At 65.7% G+C, this 16565-nt stretch carries 12 protein-coding genes and 1 pseudogene; 2 read left to right on the plus strand and 11 right to left on the minus strand.

Annotated features, from left to right (window positions below):
- Window positions 1-69 precede the first annotated feature (69 nt).
- Window positions 70-723 (plus strand): tetratricopeptide repeat protein, encoded by a 654-nt coding sequence (locus J8I29_RS01500; protein WP_105861420.1) that lies wholly within the window; start codon window positions 70-72, stop codon window positions 721-723.
- Window positions 724-892: 169 nt separating this feature from the next.
- On the opposite strand, the gene J8I29_RS01505 is transcribed toward J8I29_RS01500, so the two are convergent.
- The gene (locus tag J8I29_RS01505) at window positions 893-3070 is read right to left on the minus strand and encodes a malate synthase G (protein WP_209430368.1); all 2178 of its coding nucleotides are present in this window, start codon (window positions 3068-3070) and stop codon (window positions 893-895) included.
- Between the two features lie 146 nt (window positions 3071-3216).
- Window positions 3217-4641, minus strand: coding sequence for an MFS transporter (locus J8I29_RS01510; protein WP_209430369.1), 1425 nt, complete (start codon window positions 4639-4641; stop codon window positions 3217-3219).
- Between the two features lie 200 nt (window positions 4642-4841).
- Here J8I29_RS01510 and J8I29_RS01515 point away from each other — a divergent pair, with 200 nt between their 5' ends.
- Entirely contained in the window at window positions 4842-5117 is a 276-nt protein-coding gene (locus tag J8I29_RS01515; RefSeq protein ID WP_348535968.1) for an ArsR family transcriptional regulator, read from the plus strand.
- Between the two features lie 140 nt (window positions 5118-5257).
- Here J8I29_RS01515 and J8I29_RS01520 read toward each other — a convergent pair.
- From J8I29_RS01520 to J8I29_RS01560, 9 genes and pseudogenes are all read right to left on the minus strand, one after another.
- Window positions 5258-6293, minus strand: a pseudogene (locus tag J8I29_RS01520) (alpha/beta hydrolase).
- A gap of 77 nt (window positions 6294-6370) precedes the next feature.
- Window positions 6371-7666, minus strand: coding sequence for a glycolate oxidase subunit GlcF (glcF, locus tag J8I29_RS01525; protein WP_209430370.1), 1296 nt, complete (start codon window positions 7664-7666; stop codon window positions 6371-6373).
- Between the two features lie 135 nt (window positions 7667-7801).
- Entirely contained in the window at window positions 7802-8977 is a 1176-nt protein-coding gene (gene glcE / locus J8I29_RS01530; RefSeq protein WP_209430371.1) for a glycolate oxidase subunit GlcE, read from the minus strand.
- On the minus strand, window positions 8974-10440 hold the full coding sequence (locus J8I29_RS01535; RefSeq protein WP_209430372.1) for an FAD-linked oxidase C-terminal domain-containing protein: 1467 nt from the start codon (window positions 10438-10440) through the stop codon (window positions 8974-8976). The genes glcE and J8I29_RS01535 overlap by 4 nt, the downstream gene beginning before the upstream one ends.
- 221 nt (window positions 10441-10661) lie before the next feature.
- Window positions 10662-11375, minus strand: a complete 714-nt coding sequence (locus J8I29_RS01540) for a type 1 glutamine amidotransferase (RefSeq protein ID WP_209430373.1) — start codon at window positions 11373-11375, stop codon at window positions 10662-10664.
- 90 nt (window positions 11376-11465) lie between these two features.
- Complete coding sequence (locus J8I29_RS01545; RefSeq protein WP_209430374.1) at window positions 11466-12116, minus strand: hypothetical protein; 651 nt, start codon at window positions 12114-12116, stop codon at window positions 11466-11468.
- A gap of 161 nt (window positions 12117-12277) precedes the next feature.
- On the minus strand, window positions 12278-13648 hold the full coding sequence (locus tag J8I29_RS01550; RefSeq protein WP_209430375.1) for a PepSY domain-containing protein: 1371 nt from the start codon (window positions 13646-13648) through the stop codon (window positions 12278-12280).
- An 88-nt stretch (window positions 13649-13736) separates the two neighbouring features.
- On the minus strand, window positions 13737-14138 hold the full coding sequence (locus J8I29_RS01555; RefSeq protein ID WP_209430376.1) for a hypothetical protein: 402 nt from the start codon (window positions 14136-14138) through the stop codon (window positions 13737-13739).
- A 148-nt stretch (window positions 14139-14286) separates the two neighbouring features.
- On the minus strand, window positions 14287-16356 hold the full coding sequence (locus tag J8I29_RS01560; protein ID WP_209430377.1) for an acetoacetate--CoA ligase: 2070 nt from the start codon (window positions 16354-16356) through the stop codon (window positions 14287-14289).
- Between the last annotated feature and the right edge of the window lie 209 nt (window positions 16357-16565).

Here is a 16565-nt window from a genome sequence, read left to right on the forward strand (position 1 = left end):
GATTGACCTTTGTACCCCGATCCGCCACAAGGTCCGCCGATCCCTCACGCCCCACCCGGACAATGCAGCATGGCCGCCGAAGCAAAGTTGAAGAAAGCCGTCGAGCATCATCGCGCAGGCCGGCTCGATGCCGCCGAGGCGGCCTATCGCGAGATTCTGGCCGGTCGCGCCGGGGACTTCAACGCCCTGAACCTGCTCGGCACGCTCCTGCTGCAGCGCGGCGCCCATGACGAGGCCGAGAAGGTGCTCCGACGGGCGGTCGAGGTCAATCCCGGCAGCGCCGACGCGCAGATGCGGCTAGGGCTCGCCAATCGCGGCCTCGGCAATGAGTCGCGTGCGGAATATTGCTTCCGCTCTTCCCTGAAGCTCGACCCCAAGGCGGCCGACACCCATTACAATTACGGGAATCTGCTGGCCGCGCTCGAGCGTGGCGACGAGGCGCTGCAGGCCTATCTTGCCTGCCTGAAGCTCGAGCCGAACCATGTCGAAGCCCATATCGGCCTGGGCGATCTCCTCTTGCACAACGAACGGGCCGAGCCCGCCGCCGCGCATTACCAGCAGGCCGTGGCCCTCAGGCCCTCCTCACCGGAGGCCCTTCGCGGCCTTGGCCTTTCGGCCCGCGCGCTCGGCAAGACCAAGGAAGCCCGGCAGGCCTTCGAGAAATTGCTGGCCCTCGATCCCGAACACGATCTGGCCAAGCAGAACTTGGCCGAATTGGGGTAACCGCCCTGGTAGCGCTGTGTTTTCACCACAACGCGTTTTGCCTCACCGCGTCGTTTGCCTATGGGGGTGCTGCCCCTCACCTTACCTCTCCCCGTAAGAACGGGGCGAGGTAAGGTGAGGGGCAGCGTCACGGTGCGTGAACATGCTGCCAGGCTTTCTGGATAATGCGCTAAGCTTGCGCCGCCTTGAATTCGCGCCGTCGCGCATGAAGCAGCGGCTCGGTATAGCCGGATGGCTGCGAGCGGCCCTCGAAGACCAGATCGCACGCCGCACGGAAGGCCACGCCGTCGAAACCGGGAGCCATAGCGCGGTAGTTGGGATCGCCGGCGTTCTGGCGATCCACGACCTCCGCCATGCGCCGCATGATCTGTCGGACCTCGTCCTCGGCAACGACGCCGTGATGGAGCCAATTGGCGATATGCTGCGCCGAGATGCGGCAGGTCGCGCGATCCTCCATCAGCCCGACATCGTTGATGTCAGGCACCTTCGAGCACCCGATGCCCTGGTCGATCCAGCGCACCACATAGCCGAGGATGCCCTGCGCATTGTTCTCGACCTCACGCCGGATCTGCTCGGGCGTCCATTTCTGGTAGCTCGCGACCGGGATTTCGAGGATCGTCTCGACATAGGCCCGCCTGCCGCCCTTCGCCAGCGCGGCCTGCACCGCGAAGACGTCGATCTTGTGGTAATGCAAGGCATGGAGCGTGGCCGCCGTCGGGCTGGGTACCCAGGCGCAATTGGCGCCGGACTTGGGATGCTCGATCTTGGCTTCCAGCATGGCCGCCATCTTGTCCGGCATCGCCCACATGCCCTTGCCGATCTGGGCCTTGCCCGAAAAGCCGCATTGCAGGCCGATGTCGACGTTCTGGTTCTCATAGGCAAGAATCCAGTCCTTGCGCTTGATGAAGTCCTTGCGGCTGAACGGGCCGGCTTCCATCGAGGTATGGATCTCGTCCCCCGTCCGATCGAGGAAGCCGGTATTGATGAAGACGATGCGATGCTTCGCTGCTCGGATGCACTCCATGAGATTGACGCTGGTGCGCCGTTCCTCGTCCATCACCCCCAGCTTGACCGTATGCTTGGGCAGGCCCAGCACCGCTTCGACATGGGCGAAGACCTCGTCGGCGAAGGCGACTTCTGCGGGGCCGTGCATCTTGGGTTTGACGACATAGATCGAGCCGGTGACCGAATTGCGCAGGCCCTCGGACTTCTTCAGGTCATGTTTTGCGATCAGGGTGGTCACCATCGCATCCAACAGGCCCTCGAAGACTTCTCCGCCATCCTGGTCGAGGATGGCCGGATTGGTCATGAGGTGGCCGACATTGCGCACCAGCATCAGCGCCCGGCCCTTGATCGTGACCTCGCCGCCGTTCGGTGCGGAGAAGGTCAGGTCGGGGTTGAGCTTGCGTGTCACCTCGGTGCCGCCCTTGCGGAACGTCTCCGTGAGGGTGCCCTGCATCAGTCCGAGCCAGTTGCGATAGGCGACAACCTTGTCCTCGGCATCGACGCAGGCGACCGAATCCTCGCAATCCATGATCGCCGAGATGGCGCTTTCCAGCCGGATGTCGGCGAGGCCCGCCTGATCGCGGCTGCCGATCGGGTGGGTCCGGTCGAAGATCAGCTGGACATGCAAGCCGTTGTTGCGCAGCAGAACGGCGTCGGGCGCGCGCGGATGGCCGCGATAGCCGATGAATTTCTCCGGCTCGACCAGCGGCATGTCGTCGACCAGGAGCGCACCGTTGCGGATATGATAGCGCCGGGCATCGGCATGGCTCGTACCTTCGAGCGGGAAGGCCTCGTCGAGGAAAACCCGCGCCCTTGCCACCACGCGGGCGCCGCGGCCGCGGTTGTAGCTGCCGGCAGGCGGCGGGCCGCCTCCCGCGTCGGTGCCGTAGAGACTGTCATAGAGGCTGCCCCAGCGGGCATTGGCAGCGTTCAGCGCGAAGCGCGCATTGGTGATCGGCACCACGAGCTGGGGGCCTGCGACCGTGGCGATCTCCGGATCGACATTCTCGGTCTCGATGGTGAAGTGGTCACCCTCGGGTAAGAGATAGCCGATTTCGGTGAGGAAAGCCTTGTAGGCGTTGCGGTCATGCGGCTGGCCGCGGCGCGCGAGATGCCAGGCATCGATCTGGGCCTGCAATTCGTCGCGCCGCTGCAAAAGCGCCTTGTTGCGCGGTCCGAATTCGCGGACCAGCGCAGAGAAGCCATCCCAGAAAGTCTGTGCCTCTACTCCCGTGCCGGGCAGTGCCTCCTGCTCCAGAAAGGACGCGAGCTCGGGGGCAACAAGCAGGCCGCCGCGTGCCACGCGCGTGGCCAAGTGTCCGGCTTCAGCCTTATCGTTCATGGTGATCCCTTATCAGTCTGCAATTGTCACGGCGGCTCCGGTTGTGGATACGCCAAACATCCCTGGTTGGGTACCGAATTTCCACCTGATGATGACACGTGCCCAAGCGCCCGGCTTTGGAAAGACCGCTGAAGTCGAAGCCGGCCTTACGATGCCGGCATCCGCCTGATGCACAAGGCGCCGAGCAGCAGGGCGACGAAGAGGCCGATGGCGGCGACCCACATGGCCGTGCTCATGCCGGATAGCGAGCTGCCGCCGGCGCCGATCACGCCGAACACCGCAACGCCGACCGCGCCTCCGGTCTGGCGGAGGGCGTTGAGAACGCCGGAAGCGATACCGGCCCGGGTCTTCTCCACCGTGGCGAGCAGGGCGCCGATCATGGCAGGTACGGCGAGCGCCATGCCGAAGCCGATGAGCAGCAGTGGCCACCAGATATGGGCGTAGCCGGCATCTGCCCTCAGCTGCAGCGCCAGGCATACGAAACCGAAGGTGTCGATGGCGAGGCCGAGCACGATGGGCAGACGATTGCCCCACCGCACGGCCACGCGCCCGGACATGATGTTGGTGATCGCGATGAGGCCGGTCATCGGCAGGAAGGCGAGCCCTGCGCTCAGGGGAGACATGCCGAGCCCATCCTGGAAATACAGGCTGAGCAGGAAGATGGCGCCGTAGAAGCTGACATTGAGCAGGGTGCCGATCAGGGCCGCGGCCGTGAAGATCGGGTTGCGGAACAGGCTGAGCGGCATCATGGGCTCTGCCGTGCGGGATTCCACCGCCAGGAACAGAGCGCCGGCCAGGAGGAAGACGGCGACTGCGCCGAGAATGGCCGGGTGGTTCCAGCCCAGGGGCTCGCCCTCGATGATGGCCGCCGTCAGCGCCACCACGGTGAGGATGCCGAGAATCTGGCCCGGCAGGTCGATGGCGCGCGCATGGCGCTCGGTCGTTTCCTCGGTAAAGCGCAGTGCCATCCACAGTGCGAGCAGGCCGACGGGCAGATTGATCAGGAAGATGCTGCGCCAGCCAAACAGGGCGATCAGCAGGCCGCCGAGCACGGGACCTGCCACCATGGCCAGGCCGCCGACGGAACCCCAGACGCCGATCGCCTTGGCGCGCTCGGACGGGTCGCGATAGGCATGCACCACCAGGGCCAGCGACGGCGGCATCAGCAGGGCGGCGCCGATGCCTTGCAGAACGCGCGCGGCAATCAGGGCGGTGCCGCTCGGCGCAAGGCCGCAGGCGAGCGAGGCGAGCGTGAACAGCGCCAGGCCGAGAAGGTAGAGGCGCTTGGCTCCGAAACGGTCGCCGAGCGCACCTCCGGTGAGCAACAGGCCGGCAAAGGCGAGCGTATAGCCGTTCACCACCCATTGCAGCCCGGCGACGCCGCCGGTCATCAGACCACGCATCTGGTCGAGCCCGACATTGACGATGCTGACGTCGAGCTGCACCAGCGCGACACCGAGACTGAGGGCGGCCAGGCGCGCCGCGCGGCGGACCGGCTTGCGCAGATCCGAGTCAGCGGGCTTGCTTGCCGTCCTGCATGATTCCGGTACTGCCGGCTGCAGACTGGTCATGATGAAAATCTCTTCTTGAATAAGTATCGCGTCGGCGATGACATTTGAGTATGATATTATTCATACCTAGAAGTGGTTCGATTGGCAATCGACCAGTGCAGGATACCCTGGCAGCAGGGGTTCGGACGCGGATCGCAAGGGAGGCGATAATATCCAACGAAGACGATCACCCAAGCCGGGAAGAGATCACTCTCGGCCTCGTGTTGGCAGCCCTTGCCGATCCGCACCGGCGGCGCGTGGTGGCGACACTCGTGCTCGCCCCCGACGGTACGGAGATCGGCTGTTCGTCCTTCGGCCTGCCGGTGACCAAGGCCACGCGCACCTATCACTTCCGCATGCTGCGCGAGGCTGGCCTGATCGGCATGGTCGACTACGGCAATTGCCGCAAGACCTATCTGCGCCGGGCGGATATCGAGGCGAAATTCCCCGGCCTGCTTGGCTGGCTCGTTGCCGAGGTCGAAGCCGCGTCGGGCTGAGAATGGCCTTCGGGGGGTGAGCGGCGATTTGGGTTTGGTCCATCCATCGGGCAGCTCCGCGAGCGAAGAGTTATCGAGATACCCGGATTTAACGGCCCGAAGACAAGGACGCTTCGGTAGCAACCGAAACATGGGTCGTGTCAGGGCGTGGCCTTTGCCGCCGGGCAGCCCGGCTGGTCGAACAGGGCAGCGAGCCCGCAGGACGAGGTCAGCATCTTGTCGCCATTGTGCCCCACGCCCTCCACCAGCCACAGGCTGTGATGCGGCGTGCCGCCGTCGCGCTGGCGCATCGCAGAGACATAGGCCTCGCCGCGCGCCAGACGGTAGGGGCCCTGGGCTTCGGCCATGCAGGTCTTGTCGAGCGCGGGATGGTTGGGATCGGTATCATTCGTGCCGAGGAGGTAGATCACGCGCCGGGCGGCATAGGCCTTTTCCAGAGCAGCCGGTGAGGGTGAGGCGAGATAGGACGGGCGGGCCTGCATGCCGTATTTCCAGTCGTCGAAGCCCTTGCAGCTGGCGGCGATCTCCTGCGCGGGCCGTTGCGATGTGAAATAGGCAGGAAGAGGGATTGGCGACGACATAGCGCACGTTGATCCCCGCGGCAGCCAGGGCAGTTTCGCCCTTGCTGGCAATGGCGTAGCGCTGCACGACCTGCCCGCCGCCGGAATGGCCGGCGACCACCACGTCCCGCAGATGCGGGAACAGCCTGCGGTCGGCGAGGCGGGCGAGGATGGCATCGAGGGCTGCAAACGAACTCACCGGTTTGGGCCCCAGCGCATCTTCGCCGCCCTGCCAGCTTGTCAAGGTCCAGCGCAGGACTTCGGGCGGCAGGCCGAAGGTCTCGGCGTCAGCCTCGGCGAGGAATTGCGGCGCGATCATCAAGGTGGTTTTCCCGGCCGCGCCCGCGGCGCCCTGGGCCTTGAGGGCGGAGCGGAAATAGACATCGGCGTCCCGCAGCCTGCCATGCAGCACGAGCACGGCGCGATCGATCTGCGGCAGGGGCTTGGACCAGTCGGTCGAGACATAGAGCGGCAGTTCGCCACCTCCGGGAACGGCGATGCGACCGTCGGCGATGACCTTGACCGGCTTCTCGTTGGGAGCCCGTTCGTCCTGGGCTAAGGCACTGCCGGTCATGGCAAGGAGCATGGCGAGGAACAAGCCGCCGAGCTTCGTCATCGAGTTCTCCTTTTTTGGAGCGTGACATCTCAGCGACATGCATTCATGTCGCTGAGATGTCACGCTCCCAGCAAAAGTTACAGCCCCTTCGGTTTCGGCCCTCCCGTCGCCCAGTCCAGCAGTTCCACCGTGTGCACGATCGGCGTCGTCGTTCCCTGCGCCAACTGGGTCATGCAGCCGATATTGCCGGCAGCGATGATGTCGGGCCGGGTGGCGGCGATATTGCCGAGCTTGCGCTCGCGCAGGCGCTCCGAGATCTCGGGCTGCAGCATGTTGTAGGTGCCGGCCGAGCCGCAGCATAGATGGGCTTCCGCCGCCTCCTTCACCTGGAAGCCGGCGCGCTTGAGCAGGGTCTTGGGCGCGGCTTTGATCTGCTGGCCGTGCTGCAGCGAGCAGGCCGCGTGATAGGTCACGCTTTGGCCGGTCTCGACCGTCACCGGCAGCGCCGGCAAGGTTTCCAGATATTCGCTGATGTCCTTGGCGATGGCCGAAACCGCGGCGGCCTTGTCGGCATAGGCGGAATCGCCGCGCAGCATGAAGCCGTAATCCTTGATGGTGGTGCCGCAGCCCGAAGTGGTGATCAGGATGGCATCGAGCCCCTTGGCCATCTCCGCCGTCCAGGCGTCGATATTGGCCCTGGCGTAGGCGAGCGCGGCGTCTTCCATGCCCATATGATGGACGAGGGCGCCGCAGCAGCCTTCGCCCCTGGGCAGCACCACTTCGATGCCATGCCGGTTGAGCAGGCGGATCGCGGCCTCGTTGATGCCGGGCGCGAGCTCGGCCTGGGCGCAGCCGGTCAGCAGCGCCACCCGCCCCTTCTTCTCTGCCTTCGGCGCGAAAGTGCCGGGGCGCGTGGCGGAGGAGGCGGGCGGCAGCGAGGCCGGTGCGAGCGCCAGCATGGCAGCAAGGCGCCTGCCCTGGGGCAGCCTTGCCGCCAGCCCCGCAAAGGGGCGGCCCAACCGCGCCAGCGCCATGCTCCAGCGAAAGGCCCGGCGATTGGGCAGGACCTTGGCCATCAGGGTGCGCAGAAAAGCCTCGCTTGCCGGGCGGCGATAGGTCCTGTCGATATGGGCGCGGGCATGGTCGACCAGATGCATGTAATTGACGCCCGAGGGGCAGGTCGTCATGCAGGACAGGCAGGAGAGGCAGCGGTCGACATGCTTGACCACCTCGGCCGTGGCCGGCTTGCCGCCTTCCAGCATGTCCTTGATCAGGTAGATGCGCCCGCGCGGGGAATCGAGCTCGTCGCCGAGCAGCACATAGGTCGGGCAGGTGGCGGTGCAGAAGCCGCAATGCACGCAGGTGCGCAGGATCTGCTCCGATTCCTTCATATGCGGGTCGGCGAGCTGGGCCGGGGAGAAATTCGTCTGCATGCGTTGATCCGGTCCAGTTATGCCGTCATTGCGAGCGTAGCGAAGCAATCCACAGGCCTGCAAGCACCGTATCTGGGGCTGCTGGATTGCTTCGCTGCGCTCGCAATGACGCGACACAGATTGTGTTGTTGCCACTCAACCCAGCCGCCCGGTATTGAGGATGTTGGCGGGGTCGAAGGCCTGCTTCACCCTGGCGCTCAGGGCGGCGAGCGGCCCCTCCTGCGCACCGAAGTGAAAGGAGCCGGTCCGGAAATCGGCGCTGGCCTTGATCAGCATGGCATGGCCGCCTTCTGCCTTGGTCGCGGAGACGATCGCCTTGGCGAATTCCGCCGTCTCGGGTGCCAGCAGCCAGATCAGGCCGCCGCCCCAATCGTAGAACAGCCTGATCTCGCCGAGCCAGCGCAGAGAGGCGCCCAGGGCGGCGGCCTTGGAGGGTGCCACCGAAAGGCGCCAGATCATGCCGTCCTGCTGGGCCAGCGGTGCGACATCGGCGATGTCGAACCAGAAGCTGCGGCAATCCTGCTGCCCGAGCACCGCATAGTCACCGAAGCGCTTGAGCAGGCTGCCGAGCCGCTCCTGCCGATAGGCGATCGAGCTTTCGAAATTTTCCAGCCGCAGCACCGTCAGGGCCGTGCCGGAGGCAAGATCGGCCGGCACGTGTGCGGCCGCCGAAACCTCGAAGGGGCTGCCCAGGCCCGAAGACATCAGGGCGACGGCCTGGCCATCGTCGAGGCCCTGCCAGACCAGGCTGGCACTGGCCTCGGGCTTGGGCAGCACCTTGAAGATCGCCTCGGTCAGGATGCCGAGCGTGCCCCAGGAGCCCGCCATCAGCTTGGTCAGGTCGTAGCCGGTGACGTTCTTCATCACCCGACCGCCATTCTTGATGGTCTCGCCCTTGCCGTTGACGAAGCGCACGCCGATCAGGCTGTCCCGGCAGGCGCCGGCGACGATCCGGCGTGGCCCGGAAAGATTGGCGGCGACCAGGCCGCCGACCGTGGGTTCGTTCGGAGCGGTGTCGAGCAGCCGCCGCCAGTCGCCCGGCTCGAAGGGCAGCATCTGGCCGCGGGCATCGAGGGTTGCGGTGAGCTCGGTCAGGGACGTGCCGGCCCTGGCGCCGATCACCATCTCGGCCGGTTCGTAAAGCGTGATGCCGGTGAGGTTTTGCGTATCGAGCTGAGTTGCGGCGCTGACGGGCCGACCGATGCCGGCCTTCGAGCCGCCGCCGGTCACGGCGAGGGGAATCGTATTCCGGAAGGCTTCGGCGACGATGCCGGCCATTTCCGCTTCGCTGCTGGGCGAGAACACCGTCATGCCGCCCAGCCTCCCGGACGCATGTCGAGGGGGAAGACCTTGGCCGGATTGAGCAGCCATTTCGGATCGAAGGCGAGCTTGAGGTCACGCTGCTGGTCGAGATCGGCCTGAGCGAATTGCTCGCGCATCAGATCGCGCTTTTCGATGCCGACGCCGTGCTCACCGGTCAGGCAGCCGCCGGCCTCCACGCAGAGCCGCAGGATGTCGAAGCCGCAGGCCTCGGCCTTCTCGCGCTGGTCGGCGTCGTTGACGTTGTAGAGCACCAGGGGATGCAGATTGCCGTCGCCGGCATGGAAGACATTGGCGACGCGCAGGCCATGGCTTTCGGTAATCTCATCGATGCGCTTGAGCACCATCGGCAGCTGGCCGGTCGGGATGGTGCCGTCCATGCAGATATAGTCGGCGATGCGGCCGGTGGCCCCGAAAGCCGATTTCCGCCCCTTCCAGATCGCCGCGCTTTCGGCTTCGGACTTCGAAATCTTGATCGTGGTGGCGCCGTGCTGGCGCGCCATGGTGGAGATCAGGCCGAGCAGCCGGTCGATCTCGGCATCCGAGCCCTCGACCTCGATGATCAGCATGGCGCCGGCATCGAGCGGATAGCCGGCATGCGCAAAGCCCTCGGTGATCTCGATGGCGAGCTTGTCCATATATTCGATGGCGACGGGAATGATGCCGGAGGCGATGATGGCGGCGACGCAGCGCCCCGCTTCCTCGGGCGTGGCGAAGCCCACCAGCATGGGGCGGGCGCCTTCGGCCATCGGCAGGATGCGCACCGTGGCCTCGGTGACGATGCCGAACTGGCCCTCCGAGCCGATGACCACGCCGAGCAGGTCATAGCCGTCGGCATCCATGGCATCGCCGCCGATGTCGAGGATCTCGCCCGCCATGGTGACCAGCCTGACGCCGAGGATGTTGTTGGTGGTGACGCCATATTTCAGGCAATGCGCCCCGCCGGAATTCATGGCGATATTGCCGGCGATGGTGCAGGCGAGCTGGCTGGAGGGATCGGGCGCGTAGAAGAAGCTCTCATGCGAGACGGCGCCGGAAATGCCGAGATTGGTGATGCCGGCCTGCACGCGCGCCAGCCGGTCCTCGAAGCGCAGTTCCAGCACCTTGCTCATCTTGGACAGGCCGACGACTACGGCATCAGCCTGGGGCAGGGCGCCGCCGGCGAGCGAGGTGCCGGCGCCCCGGGGAATGACGGGCACGCCTTCCTGGTTGAGGAATTTCAGGATCGCCGCCACCTCCTCGGTGGTCTCGGGCAGCACCACGGCAAGCGGCACGGCGCGATAGGCGGTGAAGGCGTCCGTCTCATAAGCGCGGCGCTCGTCCTCGCTGACGATCAGGTTCGCCGGAGGCACCAGCCCGGCCAGCCCGTCGACGATCGCCTGCCGTCGCGCCAGGATGGCCGGATCGGGAGGCGGCATCGGAATGCCGGTGGTCAACGGGGTGCCTTCAGGCATGGTCGATTTCCTCCTGCAGCGCCGAATCCGGCACCGCGCCGATGCATTCAGCTCTACCAGAGCAAAGCGCGTTCAAGCGTGAACGCTTATTTGCTCTAACTCCTTGTTCCAACGCGTCTTTGCGATTCGAAGTGCCTCCTTCAAATCACAAAACGCTATAGGGGCCATTTTTACGGCCTCAAGGTAGTAATCATGCATGTCCTATTGAATTTTTGCCGCCATTATCGCGCGAGCCGCATGAAATTTCGATAGACAATGGCGGCGTTGGCCTCGAAGCCCTCGGCATGGGCGGCGATGTCGGCCTGCAGGCGTTCCATGGCGCCTTCGCCATTGGTGCGCTCCAGGGCGGCCCTGTATTCGGGCACGCAGCCCCATTGCTGCACGGCGGCATTCTCGGCCTCGACGTGATATTGCATGCCCCAGGCGCGCGGCGCGGCACGGATGGCCTGAACCGGGCAGAGGGGCGAGGAGGCCAGCACCTCGGTGCCCTCGGGCGCTTGGGCGACGCGCACCGAATGCCATTGCAGCACCGGAAAGCGCGGCGCGAGGCCGTCGAAAAGCGGGTCTGCCCGGCCGGCCTGCGTCACCTCGACATCGAAGACGCCGACTTCGGGCGGGATCTGCGGCCCACAGGTGCCGCCGAGCGCATCGGCGAGCAATTGGTGGCCGAGGCAGATACCGAGATAAGGCCTGCCGAGTTCGCGTACCCAGCGGCGGATGACACGCTTTTCCTCGATCAGCCAGGGAAACTGATCGACGTCCCAGACATCCATGGCGCCGCCCATAACCCAGAGCGCATCATAAGGTTCGAGCGCCGGGATGGTGCCGCCCTCGTCGAGTTCCACCGCGTCCCATTCGACGCCGTCGCGGGCGAAGAAGGAGCGGAAAATGCCGGGATGCTCGGAAGAGAGGTGCTGGAGGACGAGGATGCGCATGGCAGAATGAAAGCCGTCGGAAATCGAATGGTCAGACCATCCGACAGGCAATCATCGCTTCGTGCAAGCCCTATTGTCGTCCGCAAACCCTCATCCGGCCGGCAGGGGACCCGTAACGGGCGCGGTGCGTCGCCGCAGGCCGAGCCAGAGGGCTCCGCCGATCAGAAAGGCGAGACCGCCGAAAGTCGCCAGGCTCGGGGGATGCCCGGGCACCTCGCTCCAGCGCGGCGACACCACGTCGGCGGTGCTGAACGCCTCGCCGCTGAAGCGGCAAAGCACCAGCGCGGCATTGTTCCTGGCCATGTCGAGCCCGACCTTCTCGACGAGGGCGCGCACCTCCGCGCGGTCTCCACGCGTCTGCCTGAGTTCGAGAAGCAGGGCCTGCGTGCCGGCGAGATAGGCATGGCTGCATTCGTTGAAGGGGCTTTCCTCGTCCTTCAGGCTGCCCGGGACCAGCCCGCGGAAGCAGAAGAAATACTGCCAGTCGACGAAGGCGCGCAGCCGGCGCGCGGTCTCGTCGAGCCCCGTCTGACGATCGGCGAGGGCAAGAATCGCGGGCATGTTGTCGGCAATCACGGCCATCTGGCCATGGGTGAGATTGGGGATGGGAATGCCGGCCCCGCTGCCATCGCCGGAGGGGTGGTGGGCAAAGGCGGCCGGCGCCTGGGCGCCGGCAAGCAGCAGGGCGCACAGCCAGAACAAGGCCGTCCGCCAGTGCTTTACCGTCCGTTTGCCCGCCAAGCCTGTTGCTCCCCCGTTTCAGGCAGAGCCAAACCGCGAAGCGGGCCTCATGTCAACTGCGCCACCGTTCCGGGAAACGCCGACGTCCTTGTCCGCCTTTCAAAAACGGCATGCTCGCAAGTGGAAGATGCGGACGGGACATCCGCGCTCCCGGGATTCCTCTATCCGAAGGCGCGGCGCAGAGGCGGCACGGTGCGGATGACGAGGAGATCCAGCGCCACCATCACCATGATGGCAAGGCCGGTGACCGGGAAGGCGAGGCCGACGGCGATGGCGACAATCCACAGGCCGCGGTAGACGCGCGAGTCGCTGGGATAGGGCGGCACGCCGAGCTTGCCGGTGGGGCGGCGCTTCCACCACATCATCACGCCGGAAACGCTGGCGAGGACGACGGCCAGGCACGTCGCCAGCATCACGAGCTGGTTGGCAAGGCCCCATTGCTGGCCCTGATGCACGTTGATGCCGAACTCGATCGCCTTGGCGACGCCGCCGAAATCCTCGAATTTGAGGTCGACGATCGGCCTGCCCGAATATTGGTCGATATGGATGGTGCGCTCCTTGGACAGATCGTCCGGGAAGATCGCCGCGGTGTAGACGCCGTTTTCTTCGGTCGGCAGCGCCATTTCGAAGCCGGGCGCGATGCCGAGGCCGCGCGCGACGGCGACGGCGCGATCGAGCCCGATCGCATGGGTGTAAGGCAGGGCCGATTGGGGCACCGGCGAATTCTCCACCGTCCAGCCGGCCTTGCTGACGACGTCCTGCAGCGGCACGGTGGAAGTGGGGGTCTCATCCCAGAGCTGGGTGGGATAGCCGAGGCCCGCCTGCGTCGCGAACCCATTGAGCTGCTTGCCCCAGAAACCGGCCCAGGGCAGGCCGCTGGCCGCCAGGAAAAAGATCACCAGCCCTGCGAAGGCGCCGGTGACGGCATGGAGGTCGCGCCACCACACCCTGCGTGCCGGGGTGCCGCGGACAGTCACCACGCCCCCGCTCTGGCCGCGTGGCCACCACAGATAGATCCCTGTGATCACCAGGATGAGGGCAAAGCCGCCCACGGCCTCGATCAGCCGGTTGGTGAAGGTGCCGAACAGTTCCAGGCTATGGATCTTCTTGATCAGCCACATCGGTTCGCGGTCGGCGCGCAGCGTGTCGAGCACGGCGCCGCTATAGGGATCGAGGTACACATAGTATTTGCCGCTGTCGTCCCTGTAGGTGACCTTGGCCGAAGAGGTGGCGTCGGCGGGCTCGGCATAGGCCGTGGCGGCGGCTTCGGGCCTGCCTTCGAGAGCCTTGTCGACCAGCTCTTCCGGCGACAGGGCCGGCGTGCCGGGATTGGCGACGACGGTTCGATAGGCAAAGAGCGTGTGGTTGATCTCGTCCTTGAACAGATAGAGCGAGCCGGTGACGGCCAGCAGGATCATGAAGGGGACGCAGAGGAGGCCGGCATAGAAATGCCAGCGCCAGATGGCGCGCTGCAGCGACAGGCGCGAGGGCGGAACGACCGCGAGGGTGTCCGCGCCGTGGGAGATGGTCATGGCGGTGTCCTGAGTTGCCGTCCGCCTGCTCGCAACCGAAAGCTGCGGGCGGCGTCAGGCCGAAAGCGAAGGGGTGGTCGTTCTCAGGTCACGCCATCGGCGGTCCGCGCGGGTGGGCAGCCGCGCGATGGAGGGAAGGGGGAATGCGGCTGTCCGCCGCCCAGGGGGCGAGGGCCGCCAAGATGGAAAGGCGCCGCGGCAGGTCGATGCCGGCGGGTGAGGCCGGCCCGCCGAAGCCGGGGCAGAGGATGCAGCACTCCGCCTCATGGCCGCGATGGTCTGCGGGCGGGACTGATCCCGCATCGGTGATGCCCATGCCGTTGCCGGCGCAGACGATTTCGAGCGCGGCGAGATTGCGGTCGAGCGTGTCGGCCCGCAATTGCGGCGCCATCAGTACGCCCATCAGCAGGCTGTTGACCAGCAGCGCATAGACGGCGAAGGCCGTGACGGCGGCCTTCGTGATGTCCCTGCCTATGCGCGAAGCGTGCACTGTTGCCGGTTCCTGATGGGTTTTGAGGCGCGCCGGACATGCCGGCGCGAGGATCATCTTGTCATTGCCGGGTCGGCCCCGGCAAGAAACAACATTGTCGCGATTTTGAACCTGCCGATCCGAACGGCTCGTAAGCGGGGCCTCTTTCTTAATCCCTCAGCGCCGGCAGGTCCTTGTAGAGAGCCAGCGCTTCGGGGTTGGCCAGGGCCTCCTGGTTCTTGACGGAACGGCCGGCGACGATGTCGCGCACGGCAAGCTCGGTGATCTTGCCGGATTTCGTGCGCGGAATGTCGGTGACGCCGATGATCTTGGCGGGCACATGGCGCGGCGAGGCACCGGTGCGGATCTGGCGCTTGATGCGATCGACGAGGGCGTCGTCCAGGGCCATGCCTTCGCGCAGGCGCACGAACAGCACGATGCGCACGTCGCCCTGCCAGTCCTGGCCGATGGCGAGCGATTCCAGCACCTCGGGGATCTTCTCTACCTGGGCGTAGAGCTCGGCGGTGCCGATGCGCACTCCGCCCGGATTGAGGGTGGCGTCCGAGCGGCCGTGGATGATCAGTCCGCCATGGCGGGTCCATTCGGCGAAGTCGCCATGGTGCCAGACATTGTCGAAGCGCTCGAAATAGGCAGCCCGGTATTTGTGGCCCCCTTCATCGTTCCAGAACATCACTGGCATGGACGGGAAGGGACGGGTGCAAACCAGCTCACCCTTCTCCTCGCGCACGCTCTGGCCATCGTCGTTCCACACATCGACCGCCATGCCGAGGCCGGGCGCCTGGATCTCGCCGGACCATACCGGCGAAGTGGGGTCGCCGAGCACGAAACAGGAGACGATATCGGTCCCCCCCGAAATGGAGGCGAGGTGGAGATCGCTCTTCACGTCCTCATAGACCCAGCGGAAACCCTCCGGCGACAGGGGCGAGCCGGTCGAGGTCATCAGCCGGATCGCGCTCAGATCATGGGTTTCGCGCGGCACCAGTCCGGCCTTGTGGGCTGCGTCGATATATTTGGCGGAGGTGCCGAACATCACGCCCTTCTCGCGCGTGACGAAACCGAACAGCACGCTCGCATCCGGGTGGAAGGGTGAGCCGTCATAGAGCAGCAGCGTTTCGCCATTGGCCAGGCCTGCGATCAGCCAGTTCCACATCATCCAGCCGCAGGTGGTGAAATAGAAGCTGCGCTCGCCCGGCCGCAAGTCGCATTGCAGGCGATGTTCCTTGACCAACTGCAGCAGCGTGCCGCCGGCGCCATGCACGATGCATTTGGGCACGCCCGTGGTGCCGGAGGAATAGAGGATGAACAGAGGCTGGTGGAAGGGCAGCGCTTCGAACGCCACCGGCTTGGCCCGGTAGGGCGCGGTGAGGATGGCCAGCGTGGTGCCTTCCGGGATCTTGGCCGCCACCGTCTCGGCCTCGCCGAGATAGGGCACCACCACCGTCTTGCAGCCGAGTTCGGCGGCGATGGCGATCACCTTGGCGCCGTTGTCGATGCGCTTGCCGGCATACCAGTAGCCGTCGATGGCGAAGAACAGCTTGGGCGTGATCTGACCGAAGCGGTCGAGCACGCCGCGTTCGCCGAAATCGGGGGAGCAGGAGGAGAAGATCGCGCCGATCGAGGCGGCCGCCAGCATGATCGCCACCGTCTCGGGCCGGTTCGGCATCATCGCAGCGACGCGATCGCCGACCTGTACCCCTTCGGCCCGCATGGCCTGCTGCAGGCGCGAGACGAGGTCGGTGAGCTCACGCCAGCTCAAAGAGAGGCTCGCCTTGTCCTCGCCCTGGAAGATCAGGGCAGGCTCGTCGTCGCTGCGCGGCAGCAGGTTCTCGGCGAAGTTCAGCTTGGCATCGGGAAAGAAGCGGGCCTTGAGCATGTCGTCGAGATCGCTGGCGAGCCGCTCGCCCTTCTCGCCCTTGATGCCGCTGTCGTCCCAGATCAGGTTCCAGAAGTCGGCGGCGCTTTCGACCGACCAGCGATGCAGGTCGCGATAGGTCTTCAGGCTCAGGCCGTGGCGGGCATTGGCGGCGGCGATGATGGCGGCGATCTGCGTTCCCGCGACGCGTGCGGGCGAGGGGGTCCATAGCGGCTTGTTGTCGGCCGGATCGGCAGGGACCTCGATGTCACCCGCCAGCACCTCGTCCGACGCCGGCTTGCCGGCGGGTTCCTTGGCAGCGGCTTCCTTGGCAGTGGTTTCCTGGGCAGTGGTTTCCTTGGCCATGTCCTCGGCTGTTTCCCTTTGCTTCGGCGCTTCCCTTTGCAGAGTTTCCGGCATTGCCGCATCGCTCTTCGCAACTGCAGTATGACGATTTCGCGATCTAAGGAAGAGGGTAATGCACCAATCCGTTTCGACCGGGATCCGAGCTTCGCTCGAAAACCCCTCGGCGGCGCCGGCCGATCGCAGGCCCGCGGCAAGGGCTGAAGCCTTTG

Source organism: Labrys sp. LIt4 (genome assembly GCF_017813775.1).
GTDB classification, from domain to species: domain Bacteria; phylum Pseudomonadota; class Alphaproteobacteria; order Rhizobiales; family Labraceae; genus Labrys; species Labrys okinawensis_A.

Excerpts from the sequence above, each read along its gene's own strand:
- J8I29_RS01500 (WP_105861420.1), top strand. The coding sequence starts at position 70 with ATGGCCGCCGAAGCAAAGTTGAAGAAAGCCGTCGAGCATCATCGCGCA.
- J8I29_RS01505 (WP_209430368.1), bottom strand. The coding sequence starts at position 3,070 with ATGAACGATAAGGCTGAAGCCGGACACTTGGCCACGCGCGTGGCACGC.
- J8I29_RS01510 (WP_209430369.1), bottom strand. The coding sequence starts at position 4,641 with ATGACCAGTCTGCAGCCGGCAGTACCGGAATCATGCAGGACGGCAAGC.
- glcF (WP_209430370.1), bottom strand. The coding sequence starts at position 7,666 with ATGCAGACGAATTTCTCCCCGGCCCAGCTCGCCGACCCGCATATGAAG.
- glcE (WP_209430371.1), bottom strand. The coding sequence starts at position 8,977 with ATGACGGTGTTCTCGCCCAGCAGCGAAGCGGAAATGGCCGGCATCGTC.
- J8I29_RS01535 (WP_209430372.1), bottom strand. The coding sequence starts at position 10,440 with ATGCCTGAAGGCACCCCGTTGACCACCGGCATTCCGATGCCGCCTCCC.
- J8I29_RS01540 (WP_209430373.1), bottom strand. The coding sequence starts at position 11,375 with ATGCGCATCCTCGTCCTCCAGCACCTCTCTTCCGAGCATCCCGGCATT.
- J8I29_RS01550 (WP_209430375.1), bottom strand. The coding sequence starts at position 13,648 with ATGACCATCTCCCACGGCGCGGACACCCTCGCGGTCGTTCCGCCCTCG.
- J8I29_RS01560 (WP_209430377.1), bottom strand. The coding sequence starts at position 16,356 with ATGGCCAAGGAAACCACTGCCCAGGAAACCACTGCCAAGGAAGCCGCT.